We start from the raw sequence: 15,294 nt of genomic DNA on the forward strand, positions 1-15,294 counted from the left end.
GGAGGATAAGGAATGGGTGCGGTATTCGAAGAACTTAGAGAAACATCTGGTTTGATAATTGGCTTGATAATGGCTCTGGTAATAGCAGGGTTTATTGGACTAGCCCTCACAAAAGCACATAAAGTCATTGTGTCACCTGTTGTTCGAAAGATAAAGAAGATGGTTAGTCGAAAATAGATGTGGCGGATTATATAACCCCTGTCCCTAATCAATCAAGCCCCGCTTGAAGAAGGTGCAACCGTGTATGTCTATAATAGTAGGAAGTATGTGAATAAATCCAAAAAGAAATCGCTATATATGTAGTGTCAAAGCATTAGATACGGCGAAGAATAAGAATGAAGTGGCTCTTTTCCTTTCACATTTGAAATCAAAAGATAACTTCAACAAAAAAATCCCTCACTTCTATATAGAAGTGGGGGTTTTAAATAATAAGAATTCATTTGATGGTAGTAGAGAAATGGTTTTGAAAACTAATATGTCAACTCACTCATTTGTCTCCAACGAATAATGCTGATTATTTTGTTCCGAATTAAATTCAATCTGCATATTAAATTCAGAAAGTAAATTCGTCATTTATAGGAACAAGAACATTCATATTCAGAAATTCATATTAGAATACGAATGCTCTTTATGCCGGCTTATTGGTATAAAGGGCATTTTACTTTCTCCAAAACCATAAAGGTGATAGTACTAGTATTCTAAAGAAACAACGCAAGAAAATTATAGAAGTTATGGAATATAATAGAAATATATGGTATGGTTTTATTTATGTTAATTTTTGGCAATTGATATTAGAGGAGATGAAAGAGTAATCATGCTTAAGAAATTATGTGTTGTAGGTACAATTTTTGCAAGTTTATCAATTGGGAATAGTGCTATTGCAGCTGAAGTAGAATCAGAAACAACTGTTACTAACATATCAAGTTTAGCTGAAGTTAGCAGTCTAACTGCAGGTATCACAGTAGAAACATCTGGAAAAAAATCAAGTGTACTTCCAAATTAAAGGCTAGTAATCCAATTTTTGGTTCTCTTAGCGCAACAGCTACTTCATCATCAGCTGTAAAAGAAGATCATATCTCTGCTAAAGTTAGGGTATATAGCAGTAAGGGCGGGGTGCGAGGACAAAAAACAGATTCTCAGACAAAGTCAACGTTGGTTCATTTACTGTAGGTCAATTTGGAACGATAATAAGTGGGGTACTAATATTAGTGATTGCTTTCGGAGCATTTTTCTAGCCCCTTAAGCCTAGTCGTAAAGTAGGGTGAAGGGAGCTGTGAAGTTTAAGGAATGGCTGTCTTGATGACAAAGAGACAGAGTGATGAACAAACTCACATGCTCATAATGTAATTCTAATGTTTCTATATATTACGACAAAAAGATGGCCAGTATGCTAAAAGGAAATAAAAAGCGATTTTCTTCTTGTCAATCTTATAAAAAACAGTTGAAAATAAAGCGTATAGATTCAATTAAAAGTTAGATTCATCCAACAGCCTGGAAGCTCACTTTCAAACTACGTAATTAATTTAATCAGGCATAAATAAATAGGCGATTGATATTAAGGGAAATAAATGAAAGGTCATATGTTCATTAACCTGAATAAGGATATTGAACATATGACCTTTTTCCTACTGTCTTTTCTATTTAATTTTTCAGTAGTCCTAAAGGAACTCCTGACTGCTATATAGACTGCTGGCAATCACCGAGCTAGAAAACCATTGGGAACAAATTAGTTTGTTGTTTTTTCCTGGAGGAACGAATAAAGAGGAAACTTGGAAGCGCAAAAAATGAACCCTCCCAGCCTTTCAAAGAGATCTCCTCTTTTGATTAGTGAGGAAAGGATGTGGTCTCATTATATGGTTAATTTAAAGATAAACTGTATCGATTTAATAAAAATATATAAAATTAAATGCTAAGTTCAAAAAAAAGACAGTATGAATCGCTGTAAAAATGATTCCGTGCTTTGTATCTTTATTCATCTATGTTTCACCTCCGTAGGTATTTTTTCACCTCCTATTTTTATTTAAGAATTGTTATCAATTTAGCAGTTTAGAATCTTTTCACTAGATAAACTTGAAATAATAGAATAACAATTTCTCCTAAGATTGTTGCAACAAGTGTTGGCACAATACTAATCAAACCCTTGGTGAATTCCGACGTCATTAAGGATCTCCACTTGATTTTAGGCATAATTGAGCCCCGTTTCATGAACCTCATATTAAACACTCCTTGACAGTTTTTAATATTGTATTAGATTGCTTAATAACTGTGACTGTCTTAACATACAAATTTGAAAAAATAATAACATAAAATTGACGATAAAGAAATAAGGTGTTGAATAAGTGTCAACATTGGTCTATATTTATAACTATACTTTTTTACATAAAATGGATGCGATTATCAATATTTGTATATTTTAATAAATGTAGCCATTTACCCATGTGGTGAGAAATGATTATGTTTATAAGATCCACTATTGGTAAATACTCTCTGACATTCTTTTTATATTATTTTGTATGCTCAACAACTGTGTCTGTTTTAACATGTAAAATCGCAAAAATATTAACATGAAATTTACAAAATGGAAATAAAGTGTTGAATAAATGTCAATAAAGGAGTATATTCATAATTATCCTTTTTTTACAAAAAAAGGGTGTTTGGGGGTGTTGTCCAAATTGATTTGATGGACACTCATGTCAAGTGTCGTTACCAACAAGTTTAGTAGCAGGTTTCAAATGTTTAAAAAATCCTAAAACAAAAAATTATTCATGTGAGGAGAAATGATGATGTTTCGATTTATTAAATCCCCTATTGGTATTGCAATTGGTGTTGCAGCAGTTCTTATCGGATCACCTAAAGCAAGAAAGGGTATTCGTAAAATAGCTGTGAAAACCATATCGGCCGTTCTAGGTAAGGAAGAGAAGGTCCGGGATGCAGGTTCTGAATTGAAAGAACAATTACCTAAAGCTAAAGAAGCTGTACGTAAAGTAGCTGTCAAAACGGTTGCACCTATTTTAGGTATCGTAGAAGCTGTTCAAAATACCATTTCTGAATTTCGAGAAAAGTGGGTTTCTGGTGAAAACAAACACTATTCGGAGGAAGCGATAGCTTTCGAAAGTTCTTCTAGCAGTTCGCTTAAGCAAATGAATGATTAATCAATTTATTTCCTTAATTTACGGTAAGGAGAATCAAGATGCAGACTAAACCATTCAAAACTAGATTTATTCGGTCCTTATCTGGAAGGATTCGAATTGAAATCTATAGACTCAAACACAACATGAACATGGCGAATTTAATCTTGGATCAGTTTAGACAAGTAGAAGGAATTTATGAGGTGAATCCTTCTATAGATACTGGAAGAGCTCTTATTACTTTTGATGAAAGCAAGACGTCTTTACATAAAATATGCCAAATCATTCAGTCTGTTGAGGAACAAGTGACGGGCGGAATGACTGTTCATACCGATGAAGAAGTGGCAAACGAAATAGCCGCCTCCGTTGAAATAACTGAAAATAGGGAATTAATAAATAAATCACCTAGTATGATCACTAGAGAAATTCCTGTTAATTCCCAATTCATCCTTAAAGACATGGATGATAAGACAACAAAAGATCGGGTCCCCCTTCCCTTAACACTCTCTGTCGTTGGGTTAGGCGCTTTGGGTATCAAACAACTATTTATGGGTAGATCCGTCTTAGCAAGAAGCCCTGGTCTCTTTTATTTATCTGGATCTTTATCCGTTTTGGCAGGATACCCCTTTCTAAAACGTGGTTTTCAACAATTGTTTGCTAATAAAAAGTTGAATCCCGATTTAATGCTTGGTGTAGGTACACTTGCTCTGGCTCTCGTTCGGGAGAATATCCTTGTGTTGGCTGGGCTTAGCCTATTAAACTATCTGAATTGGAAACAAAGTCAGACCAACTTGAATGCAAGAAATGGCGATAACAAAGTACAGCAACTTTCACCAGAAATTAAATCGTATAGTGAGAAACAATCGAAATGGGGAATGATTCTCGGAGGAGCAACCTGGGCTTTAACGAGGCACCCTCTACGTGGAATGGCTGTTCTGTTGGCAGCTAATCCGAAACCAGCTGTTACATCTGCGGAATATGCGTGGGGTCAGGCTGACCTTATATCAAAGGAAAGAGGTTACCTGATACCAAACGACGGGTCATTATCCCAATTGTCTCGGACAAAAACGATTTTATTTGATGATACATCTCGTATTTTTCAAGCGGAAACGAAAGAGATTCACTGTATCTCCCATGAAGGAAGCGAAGATCAAGTATGGTGTACAGTTGCTTCACTAATGAAGAAGAGTGACCATACATGGAAAGAAGAAGTAATGAAAAAGGCAGAACATACAGGACGAACATTGCGGAATGCTTTTTGTGTTGAAGAAGAAGAACAAGGCATTGAAGGTGAAATTCAAGGTGTCAAGTTTTATTCCGGAAGCAAGAGCTTTGTTCAGCAAAACGGTGTGGATACCGGTGAGTATGATCTTGAAGCAAAGAGAATGGAGAAGGAAGGTTTCATCGTCCAATTCGTCGCCAAGGATAAAAAGTGCCTGGGTTTGTTGATTGGATCGAGAGTCGAATTCACCTCTGAATTTATGAAAATAGCTGATTGGTTATCTGAGAACAAGTGGAACGTGGGTGTCTTGCAAAATAGTTTAAATATTAGCAGCAAGACCCTTTCTAACCGTGGTGTGGATGCAGGTTGGCTTAATGGGCTCGTATCAGAGCGTGTAGAAGCCATCCGATCACGGGGAGAAGAAGTGTTATTCGTAACAGAGAATAACAGTCAATTTAGTGATACACTCCCATTCCAAGTTCCTACCGTTTCTTTTAATAATGTCACAGGTATCCGTCAATCTACGGTATATGCCAATCGAATAAATGGGTTGGTGCATCAACATTTTCGCATGACTAAGATGTGGAATGTGATCGGGGAGACCTTAGCCGTATGGTCTGTTTTCACGGCGCCTGTTATTGCCTTAATGGCAAACGCACTTTCATTAACATTCTTATCTAGGACGAAGAGAATAAGTGAAAAACTCTTTTCACAGAAAGAATTGTCGAAAAAGATGGACTCGCAATTAATTGAGGTTGATGGGACATCTAAAGATCTTCCTGCCAAAATGGTGGAGAATACGCCATGGTATGCAATGACCGAAGAAGAAGTTATGAGTCTATTTAAAGTCCAAGAGCAACAAGGATTAAATGAGACCCAAGTAAAAGTGCTAAGAAACCAATACGGGATCAATCAGATCGAGCCTAAACAGCCCATCCCTTGGATTGTTTCGTTTATGGGGCAATTTAAAGAATTCACATCACTTATTCTGCTTGGGGCAGCTGGGTTATCTGTCTTTACCGGAGGTGTGTTCGATGGATTAGCAATGGGATCAATCCTTATTGCGAATGCCGTCATTGGAACGCTCCAGGAACGTAAAGCCGAAAAAGTGGCGGAGGCTCTTAATCAATTCCAAGCTCCTATTTGTAAAGTAATACGAGGAGAAGAGGAAGTAGAAATACCGGGTACAGAACTCGTTCCAGGCGATATCGTTTGTCTAGAAGCCGGGGATCGCGTACCTGCTGATCTTCGCATCATTCGTTCTTGGAACTTAGAGATTAACGAAGCAACTTTAACAGGTGAATCCCTGCCTGTAGAAAAGACAACCGATGTTCCCCCGCAAGATTGTGCATTAGCAGAGCGTAAAAATATGCTCTTTATGGGTACGTCTGTGACCCGTGGAAAAGCCATTGCCGTTGTAGTAACAACGGGCATGCGTACAGAAATGGGGTACATGATTTCCTTGATGAAAGGCGAAGAAATGGAGGCCACTCCTTTACAGCAAAGGGTGACTTCCATTAGTAAAATGTTTATCAAGGGGGCATTTGTCGCGGGCGGACTTGTACTCGTAGCTGGTTTACTCCGAGGTCTGCCGATTGCCCAAATGATCGCGACTTCGATTACGATTACGGCCTCAGCCGTCCCTGAAGGTCTACCTATTATGATTACGATTGCCTTAAGTGCTGGTATTTTCCGTATGCAAAAACAAAATGCCATTGTTCGTAAGCTTTCAAGCTTAGAAACACTTGGTCGAACAACAGTAATCTGCTCAGACAAAACCGGAACCCTCACGCAAAATGAAATGACGGTAAAGGTCATTGCTACACCTAATCGTTTATGGAGCGTATCAGGGAATGGATATGAACCAATTGGAACCGTTGCTGAGATGACCTCTCATGAGGCGGCAGCCTTATATACAGAAATAGAGGATATCGTTTCTAATGAGAAGGTAAATAATCCATTAGAAAATCCTGAATTAGCACGTATCCTTCAGATTGGTGTCCTCTGTAATAATAGTAAATTAGAGCAAGAAGAAGGTAAGTGGATCGTTAAAGGTGATCCAACAGAGGGATCTTTATTAAGCTTGGCTGCCAAAACGGGATTATCACGAGAAGATATGACCTCCTGGGAGCGAAGTCACGAGGAACCGTTTGATTCTGAGACGAAAATCATGAGTGTCGTTTGTAAAGATACGAATTTGGACCAAGATTTTTACCAGCTTACCAAAGGTTCTGTAGAGGCTATTCTTGACCGTTGTAAATGGTATCAAGATAACGGCCAAATTTATCCGTTATCCGATAAGGAAAAACAAGTGATTTTACTGCAAAACGAGGAGTTCGCTAAAAGCGCACTAAGGGTATTAGGTTTTGCATACAGTCAGAATCATTCGGAACAAAATAAAGTGTATGATGACGATTTAATCTTTGTTGGATTGGTCGGAATGATCGATCCGCCGAAACCCGAAGTAAAAGAAAGTATTCGTGAAGCCATTGAATTAGGCGTGAAACCAGTAATGATTACGGGTGACCACCCAATTACTGCCATTTCTATTGCGAAACAAATAGGCATTTGGAATAGTCAGGACAAAGTTTTGACAGGACCGGAAATCGATCAACTGACCGATGAAGACTTAAATGAAGTGGTAAAGGATACAACTGTTTTCGCCCGTGTGACTCCTGCTCACAAATTACGAATTGTTACTGCCTTTCAAAGTGGCGGGCAAATTGTTGCAATGACCGGGGATGGAGTCAATGATACGCCAGCTATTAAAAAAGCGAATGTCGGTATTGCGATGGGGCAAACAGGAACAGAAGTAACAAAAGAAGCAGCAGATATGATTCTAAAAAAAGACCATTTTGGTTCGATTGTCAAAGGTGTAAAAGAAGGCAGAACGATCATCGGCAACATCCGTAAAGCAGTTGGATGTCTATTAACAGGTAATTTAGCAGAAGTACTCGTTACTAGTGCTGCAGTTATTGCTGGTTTACCAATCCCATTAGTTCCGATTCAAATTCTATTGATGAATCTTATCACGGATGCTTTACCTGCCATGATTTTGGCTGTCAATCCTGGTAATAAAACAAAGCAAACAAAACGACAAGATATTGTCGATAAGGAATTATATAAAAAGGTTGTTACACGTGGAATTCTGCTTGGAACGGGTTCACTAACTCTATTTGGCATGAGTTTAGCAGCCGGAGTTCCTCTTGCTGTGGCACAAACATCAGCTTTTGCTGCTTTAGTTGCAGGCCAACTCATTCAGACTTTCTCTTGGAGACAGGAAGGATCAGAAGAAACCGTTCGTGAGTGGACGAAAGATCGCTTTTTTGTCTCAAGCCTAGTAGTTTCCTGGCTCGTCTTATTATCGACCATCTATGTTACACCTTTAGCTCGTGTATTCCATACCGTTCCATTAACATTCACACAATGGATACCTATCATTCTTGTAGCAGGGACGGTATCTAAGCTTTCAAAACCTATTATTAATGTAGTCTCTCGTAAGACGACTGATTCAGTACTACCAGTAATTAATGAATCTGCATTACTAAAAACAGTATAAAGGAGTAAGAAAATGATACGGAGAATTGTTATAGGATCTACATTAGCATTAGCAACTGCCGCTTTACTCCCCGTAGTTAGAAATACAGTTCGTCCTCTTGTGGCGACAGGGGTAAAGGGCGCTAAATCCACCTTGGAAACGATCAAAGAGGAAATGGAGGATATTATTGCTGAAGCTAAACTAGAAAGAATGCAAAATCAATTTGAAAAAGAACTTGCTGAGAGCGATATAGAAATAAATCAAACGGCGGAAAGAAAAAGATCAACAATCGCTTTAATTCCTGCCGCAAAAAATAAACTAATTCCTCTTGTTGATACGGGAGTAAAAAGTGTTAAATCTACCTTTGAAACAATCAAGGAAGAAGTAGAAGATCTTATTGTTGAAGCGAAAATGGACAGAATGCAAAAACAATTTGATAAACAACTTTCCGATGTAGAACAGGACATCCTGGGTGAGCAGGAACCATCAAGCACACAGGAGATCACGAATGAGCAAGAGGTAACGAGTGAAGTGGAACCCACTTCTGAACTAGAATTTGACAACAAGGAGGAAATAAAAAGTGATTCCTAAAATCGTTGAAAATGATGTTGACTATCATTTAGAAAAAGCACTAGAACATTTTGAACAGGCATTGGACCTAAGTGTAAAAATGGCATCACAAGATAAAGTGATTCAGAAGGAGATTTCTAATAAAATGGGATCTTTTACAGGTGAAATCTTTCGTTCCGTTCGTGAAAAGGGAAAGGCCAATCGAATGAATTTAATGAAATGGTTTACTCTACCACGTTTTTAAAAAAAGAATTTCAATCAGAGAGTGGTCTTAATTTCCTGCTGATGAGAAGTATGAGCCAATCGTGCTCAGGTTGGCTGTCATCTTTGCTTACACAACATGAAACGCTAATCATACAGCCCGAAAAAGATGCGGTAAAAAGAAAGGGAGTGGGTTAAACTCCCTTTCTCATACATATACACACTTTATGAGCTTACCTCTTCTAAAGAATTAGTTGTTGGATGCCGTGATGTCTTTACTAAAATGCAACACAATATTCTAAGGTACTGTGTTGATAAATGTGAAAGGATGATTGCAAGTGACAGCGTGGTTGATGGTATTAGCGCTAACAGTCTCTTCTAGTATTGATAATATAGGTGTGGGTATTTCTTATGGAATTCGTAATATTCGCATTAGTCACCGTTCCAATTTGATGATTTCGGTTATTTGTTTTCTCTTTAGTGTCGTTGGAATATACTTTGGACTATGGCTCTCTAAAATTCTACCAGGAATCATGCCTGTTGTTATTAGCTCCTTTTTATTGGTAGTTATTGGTCTGCGGATCATTTTATTAGCGGTCCCTCGTAAATATAAAGCTTCTGTAGAAGGAGCCGAATATGAAGAAGCAGCAACAGAGACAGATGTAAAGAGCAAAATAAAAAAACCATCAAACTTTGGAAAATCAGGTAGTGTTGGATTTGTAGAATCCATTCTTCTCGGTATTGGCCTTTCAGCAAATGCCCTAACAAACGGATTAGGTGGTGGTTTGCTTGGTTTGAACCCAATAGCAATATGCATAGCGGCCTCAATCGGTAGTTTCGTAACAGTTTGGGTAGGAGTTGCTTTAGGAAGAAAAGTTGCAAATGTTCGTATTGGCAAGTTTAGTGTAGGACAATTCGGTACACTTATAAGTGGAGCTTTACTATTAGTCATCGCATTTGCCGCATTCTTTGATTAATTCGACCTTTAGTCAAACTGAAAATGTAAATGATACAATTGAAAATCCGACTTAATCTAAAGGTTAAGTCGGATTTTTTAACAACAATATTCATATGAAAAGCTGTTTTCGTAAATATTAGTACCAACAAGATGCAAGATGGTACCAGTTGCTATTTGAAGGTGTTAAAAATTCCGAAATTACTTAAGCCCCTAGAGCATCTTTTCTTAAAAAATGAATGTTTTCTAAACATTTATACTTTTGAACATTCTTTTAGGTATTAAAAAAACAAATTTTAAGAAAAGCACCTATAACAAAGGTCTTATATAAAATATTGAAAGAATAATACAGTATTGATACATAGATACCGAATGTTGACAAAGTGTCAATGAAAAAAACTCGAAAAAAAGTTTCAATGATGAGATTTGTATTTTCGCTGTTGGAGCAACAGCTTCTTCCTGAATGCGAACTTTTACATTTCTTCTTTATCCAGCATATATTTTGAGTACTATGGATGGACGGTGAACTGTCATGAGGTTTCTTTATAAAAGATCAAATTATCGCGGGCTTGAGGATGATTTAGAAATACTAAAAAGTGTTTTATGTTCAGGACACTTTATTTTAGTAGATTTGTTTTTCTGGTCTTTAATGCTGACTTTGATGACCACCTCCCTCCACAAATCATATCTAGCCGCAGTTATCATCTTCATTAGTTCCTATTTTTTTGGCGCAAGCCTCTATTTCTTATTGGGAAAATGGCTGGGAGAACAGCCGGATTAGATTCTTTTTTTCAGAATTTCAGCAATATTGAAAGAAAATTCTTCCCCTGCTCTTACTCCGCTATTTTGTGAAATATATAATTGACAACCTTAAAATGTCACATTCCTAATTCCCTGTGGGACAGAACACACGAATAATCACAACCCTTAAGGAAATCATGCGAACAAACTGAAATGAAAATGATACAGGAACAAAAGCGCAATCGCCTTGATCGAGTCCCTAGGAGCCACAACTAGACAAGCTTGTGCCTTCGAGGGGCTAGGTGCTGGAGCTGGATACAGATAAATTACTCACAAAGTTATACACAAATTACAAATCTATAATTTCCTATTCAGTGAAAATTCGATTTTAACCTCGGTAAAGGTTAAACGACCACCTGCTAAATCAGGTGGATTTTGACATAAATGTCTACGACTAAAGTCGTTCTTTAAGACTGAAGTTCTTCTCAAAGCACGTAAGCTGAAGCATACTCTAATTTAGACTAAACTCACACTTCAATCTTGAATATGTCGTTCTTTTCTTCACTAAATTGGTTAGCTATATAGTTTCTAATGATTTCTTCCGTCACCGTTCCAACTGTGGCGCAAAAATATCCTCTTGCCCATAAGTGCTGCTCCCAATATTTTTTCTTGAGCTTGGGAAATTCATCCTGCAGCAACCTTGATGATCTTCCTTTTAAGTACTGTAGGATTTTACTCGGAGCTAAACTCGGTGGACATGGTAGCAATAAGTGAATGTGATCTTTTCCGACACTTCCTTGCATGATTGTGATCCCTCTTGCTTCGCACCCCTGCCTGATTAACTTCCTCACCCTAACTGCGATTGGGCCTCGCAACACTTTATACCTATATTTTGTTACCCATATAACATGAAACTTGATGTCATATACTGCATGACTACTTTTAGCCGTCCATACTTTCCCCTCACACTTCAAGTATGGACGCATAAGTTAAAGGCTAAAAGCGTATACCGTCTAAAGACGGTGGAGTTGGACCCCGCATTTGTAAATTAAATCGGATGTTTCATTTTTATTTAGTATATTCATGTTAAAATGGTCTTATATATATTATTTTTATAACACCTAATTTCTAACTATATGGAAATATTATACAATTTTTTTCGGAAAATAAATTTAAATTCTATAGCTCGGTTATTAATGTGAATTTTATTAGGGGTGTATGTTCATTTCGCTTTGATACAACTGTAACAATTCTCATTTATTAATAATAGAAAGGAGAATTGAATATGTCTGAAGGAATAAAAAAAAAAATCTTGGTTTGATGTTAAAAGAATTATTGAAGGAACGGTCATTATCCATGCGGAAGCTTAGTGAGCTTACTGCAATCGACACAGCTACGATCTCAAGGATCATAAACGGGAAACGAAAAGCAAATCCAGAACACTTACAAAAATTTGCTGACTGTCTTGGCGTTCCTATCGCAGAGTTATTTGTAGCTGCTGGGTATCCTATTGAACAGAAGGAAGAAAAGCTGCAATCAGATATTCATACGTCTGTTGACATGATTAAAAATTTCCTCGAATCCTCTAATTTATATGATAAAAAATTTTCAATCACAAGTGTTGAACAGCAATTGGATAATTATGGACAATATTCGCAAACAGAAGAGGGGAAGAAAAGCATTCTTGAGAGTTTTGAGGAGAAGCTTCAAAAAACGGGCAGTATTGGTCCATTTATTAATCAATTGAAGGAATTATTTGAGAGGTTTCTCCAGGGGAAGGGTACTCCGGGTGAACTGGCTTTAATTGGAAGTTCTCTGTTGTATTTTATTATCTCAGTAGATGTTATTCCGGATTACATTTTTCCGATCGGCTATCTAGACGATGCAATTGCTGTACAAATTGTTATGGGTTTACTATTTAAAAAAGAAATCGATTTACAATAATGAAAATAACTTTTTTTACATAAAATTACACGAGTGTTGATTAGCCAATAAAATCCAACAAAAAACATACCGAAAAGGACACCCTTCTTGTAGAATGTAGTTTGCAGACTAACAAACTATAGAAGAGGTGCCCTCATGAAGAATACCACATTATGTCTTACCAAATGTTTATAAAAAGACCGCTAAGCAATACGGAGATATGTTGTTTGGTGAAGAGCAAAATAATTAGGTAACTTTGGAATAAGTTATGCTTTTCCCTAAACATACTAGTAAAGTTATTGTCCCCAAAAAAATCTAAAAAAAGATAAGATGTGACCATTACGTAATTAAAGAAAATTGTAATTAAATAAAAACCCCACTAGACAACGCTAATCCTTGTGTCTAGTGGGGTTTTTTATATGGAGCATAGCGGGATCGAACCGCTGACCTCTACGCTGCCAGCGTAGCGCTCTCCCAGCTGAGCTAATGCCCCGATTTAAGGTACAATAATTATTTTATCGAAATTTCAGGGAAAGTCAATAATAAAATTAAAAAATTTGCAAAATAGTAAGAAAAAACCGTTTGATGGGATCAAACGGTTTTTTCGCTTAAACATTCTCGATTTCTACCCGCGCAATTTCTTTAAGGTTGGAGACTGTGTAATAAACTTCCGATGTTCTAACTTTATGATCTACCAAAACTTTAAGTGTTAAGAGGTGGTGGCCTTCTACAACATCTTTGATTCTTAGGTTTTTGATGAAAATCTTTTCTTCTTTGATTTTTTTGAGAACTAAAGCGATGTCATCTTTATCTTTTACCACTAGCTGCAGAAAGATTTCCTTTTGCCGTAATTTCATCGGGCCAAGCCAGGTGACGACCACGGGTACCAATTCGACACTAATGATTAATAGAATGACCCCGGCAATTGCTTCGAGAAAGAATCCAGCTCCAACAGCAATTCCGATACCGGCAGCTCCCCAGATGATGGCAGCGGTGGTTAAACCGGAGATGCTGTTATTGTCACGGCGAAGAATAACGCCGGCCCCGATAAAGCCGACGCCAGAAACAATCTGTGCGGCAAGACGTAAGGGGTCCATTGTGATATTTACATCGTCACTTCCAGGGAATTTATAAGCTGACTCCATGGAAACAACCGTTAATAAACAGCTGACGATGGAAATGACCAAGCTTGTTTTTAATCCAACGGGTTTTCGTTTCATTTCTCGCTCTAGCCCGATAATTAATCCTAGGAGAGCTGAGATTCCCAGTTTAATAAGTATTTGCAGTTCTGATTGAGGATCGAATGTCCATTCCATTATGTTCACCACTTCCGAAAGAATATCGAGAATTATATGATTTGGTGCAATATACCCGTTTTTTCAAATAACTCACTATAATAATTTTACCATAGTAAAATAAAGTACAATGATATGTAATTCGACATGAAAAGAGGAACAAGAATGCAAATACCAAAAATTAATCCTTATTTTGCATTGGCGATAGGTGTGGCATCCGTTTCATTTTCGGCCATACTTGTTAAATTAGCATCTGCTCCATCGGGTGTTATAGCCTTTTATCGTTTATTATTTAGCGTTCTGCTTATGTTGCCGGTTTTCTTAATAAAATACCGCCATGAACTTAAATTCATTGAGAAAAAGGATTGGTTGTGTTCGATTGCGGCTGGTGTGTTCCTGGCTTTTCATTTTATATTATGGTTTGAATCGCTCAATTACACGTCAGTTGCGAGTTCAACTGTGCTTGTCACCCTTCAGCCGTTATTTGCGTTTGCAGGGGCCTACTTGTTTTTTAAAGAACGATTTTCAATGAAGGCAATATTAAGCGGGATCATCGCGATAGCTGGCAGCCTTGTCATCAGCTGGGGAGATTTTAAAATCAGTGGTATGGCGCTTTGGGGAGACATTCTTTCCCTTGTCGCTTGTGCATTAGTAACCGGTTATTTACTATTTGGTCAAAATGTTCGGAAACGTATCTCTTCTATAACATACACATTTGTGGTGTATGCAATTAGTGCAGCTACTTTGTTTTTCTACGTAATCCTTAAGGGAGAGCCACTTGGACCATATCCTACTGTCGACTGGATCTATTTCGTTTTGCTTGCCATTTTCCCGACTCTATTAGGGCATTCGTTATTCAACTGGTCATTGAAGTGGTTAAGTACTTCAACAATCTCTATGGGAATCCTGCTGGAACCGATTGGAGCAACAATTCTAGCTTACTTCATTCTTGGTGAACCCATACTCTGGACGCAAATCTTAGGAGGTACCATCATATTGGTCGGCTTGATGATATTCCTAAAGGATGAAAAGAAAAGTAAGGTGCAGAAAAAAGATGCAGTCTCCAAATAAAAGCAGTAAGTCGAACCCGACTTACTGCTTTTATTTAATAGGGATAGAACAAATAGGTCATCCGTGTAAAAATCAAAGCAAATGTAAAGCTAAATAAAAACGTTGTACCATTCACTTTCCCTTTTTCCCTACTGAACGTTATGGCTTCATAATAAGCAGTGCAAAATAAGTAAAGAGCCATGCTGTAAGAAATGAGTAGTCCGATTAATGTTAGATTCATTGCTTCACCTCAAAGAAAGAAGATATCTTTATAAGTCTATTTGGGTTTAATGGGGAATATGCGAGTTAATTATGCTGAAGTGGGGGTGCTTGGTGCATTTGAAAAAGAGTTATTCTAGAAAGAATATATAGAAGGAAAATAAAAAAACACTTTTTCGAAAAAAGTTTTGAAAAACATATTGCAAACATTATTTGTACATGGTATATTATTTCTTGTCGCTAAGACAACAACTTAAACAGCTCAACAAGCTGTTGAAAACTTTTTAAAAAAAGTTGTTGACGAAATACGACACAATGTGTTACATTATAGGAGTCGCTTCTGAGAGAAACGACAACAAATTGCTCTTTGAAAACTGAACAAAACAAAGCGCCAACGTTAATTTTTAAGTGAGCACACACTATTAAAAAAGCAAAATGAGCAAGTCAAACAT

General features: G+C 37.3%; 13 protein-coding genes and 1 tRNA gene. 9 read left to right on the forward strand and 5 right to left on the reverse strand.

Annotated elements, in window-relative coordinates; all coding sequences use genetic code 11:
• Positions 1–12 precede the first annotated feature (12 nt).
• Positions 13–177 carry a hypothetical protein gene (locus ACQKMR_RS22355; protein WP_427699284.1) on the forward strand — a complete coding sequence of 55 codons (165 nt, stop codon included), beginning with the start codon at positions 13–15 and terminating at the stop codon, positions 175–177.
• A gap of 637 nt (positions 178–814) precedes the next feature.
• Positions 815–1,003 (forward strand): hypothetical protein, encoded by a 189-nt coding sequence (locus tag ACQKMR_RS22360; protein WP_427699285.1) that lies wholly within the window; start codon positions 815–817, stop codon positions 1,001–1,003.
• Positions 1,004–2,046: 1,043 nt separating this feature from the next.
• Here ACQKMR_RS22360 and ACQKMR_RS22365 read toward each other — a convergent pair.
• On the reverse strand, positions 2,047–2,187 hold the full coding sequence (locus tag ACQKMR_RS22365; RefSeq protein WP_427699286.1) for a hypothetical protein: 141 nt from the start codon (positions 2,185–2,187) through the stop codon (positions 2,047–2,049).
• Between the two features lie 596 nt (positions 2,188–2,783).
• Between ACQKMR_RS22365 and ACQKMR_RS22370 the strand changes: the two genes are divergently transcribed.
• The 5 genes from ACQKMR_RS22370 to ytaF all read left to right on the forward strand — a co-directional run bounded on the left by ACQKMR_RS22370 (position 2,784) and on the right by ytaF (position 9,636).
• The gene (locus ACQKMR_RS22370) at positions 2,784–3,152 is read left to right on the forward strand and encodes a YtxH domain-containing protein (protein WP_427699287.1); all 369 of its coding nucleotides are present in this window, start codon (positions 2,784–2,786) and stop codon (positions 3,150–3,152) included.
• Positions 3,153–3,190: 38 nt separating this feature from the next.
• Positions 3,191–7,909: an HAD-IC family P-type ATPase gene (locus ACQKMR_RS22375; RefSeq protein ID WP_427699288.1), complete on the forward strand. Its 4,719-nt coding sequence runs from the start codon at positions 3,191–3,193 to the stop codon at positions 7,907–7,909.
• Between the two features lie 12 nt (positions 7,910–7,921).
• The gene (locus tag ACQKMR_RS22380) at positions 7,922–8,479 is read left to right on the forward strand and encodes a hypothetical protein (protein WP_427699289.1); all 558 of its coding nucleotides are present in this window, start codon (positions 7,922–7,924) and stop codon (positions 8,477–8,479) included.
• Positions 8,469–8,702, forward strand: a complete 234-nt coding sequence (locus ACQKMR_RS22385; protein WP_427699290.1) for a hypothetical protein — start codon at positions 8,469–8,471, stop codon at positions 8,700–8,702. Before ACQKMR_RS22380 ends, ACQKMR_RS22385 begins: the two co-directional genes overlap by 11 nt.
• Before the next feature lie 295 nt (positions 8,703–8,997).
• Positions 8,998–9,636, forward strand: coding sequence for a sporulation membrane protein YtaF (gene ytaF, locus ACQKMR_RS22390; RefSeq protein WP_427699291.1), 639 nt, complete (start codon positions 8,998–9,000; stop codon positions 9,634–9,636).
• 1,246 nt (positions 9,637–10,882) lie between these two features.
• On the opposite strand, the gene tnpA is transcribed toward ytaF, so the two are convergent.
• Positions 10,883–11,341: an IS200/IS605 family transposase gene (gene tnpA, locus ACQKMR_RS22395; RefSeq protein WP_427699292.1), complete on the reverse strand. Its 459-nt coding sequence runs from the start codon at positions 11,339–11,341 to the stop codon at positions 10,883–10,885.
• A gap of 370 nt (positions 11,342–11,711) precedes the next feature.
• Here tnpA and ACQKMR_RS22400 point away from each other — a divergent pair, with 370 nt between their 5' ends.
• Complete coding sequence (locus tag ACQKMR_RS22400) at positions 11,712–12,299, forward strand: DUF1232 domain-containing protein (RefSeq protein WP_427699293.1); 588 nt, start codon at positions 11,712–11,714, stop codon at positions 12,297–12,299.
• Between the two features lie 399 nt (positions 12,300–12,698).
• Here the strand turns inward: ACQKMR_RS22400 and ACQKMR_RS22405 are convergent.
• Together ACQKMR_RS22405 and ACQKMR_RS22410 are read right to left on the reverse strand one after the other, a co-directional pair.
• Positions 12,699–12,771, reverse strand: a tRNA-Ala gene (locus ACQKMR_RS22405).
• Positions 12,772–12,886: 115 nt separating this feature from the next.
• Positions 12,887–13,594 carry an MgtC/SapB family protein gene (locus ACQKMR_RS22410; protein WP_427699294.1) on the reverse strand — a complete coding sequence of 236 codons (708 nt, stop codon included), beginning with the start codon at positions 13,592–13,594 and terminating at the stop codon, positions 12,887–12,889.
• 144 nt (positions 13,595–13,738) lie between these two features.
• Between ACQKMR_RS22410 and ACQKMR_RS22415 the strand changes: the two genes are divergently transcribed.
• The gene (locus tag ACQKMR_RS22415) at positions 13,739–14,644 is read left to right on the forward strand and encodes a DMT family transporter (protein ID WP_427699295.1); all 906 of its coding nucleotides are present in this window, start codon (positions 13,739–13,741) and stop codon (positions 14,642–14,644) included.
• A 34-nt stretch (positions 14,645–14,678) separates the two neighbouring features.
• Here ACQKMR_RS22415 and ACQKMR_RS22420 read toward each other — a convergent pair whose 3' ends face one another.
• Positions 14,679–14,864, reverse strand: a complete 186-nt coding sequence (locus ACQKMR_RS22420; RefSeq protein WP_427699296.1) for a hypothetical protein — start codon at positions 14,862–14,864, stop codon at positions 14,679–14,681.
• Positions 14,865–15,294 lie beyond the last annotated feature (430 nt).

Source organism: Peribacillus sp. NPDC096540, from assembly GCF_050278525.1.
Lineage (GTDB): Bacteria > Bacillota > Bacilli > Bacillales > DSM-1321 > Peribacillus.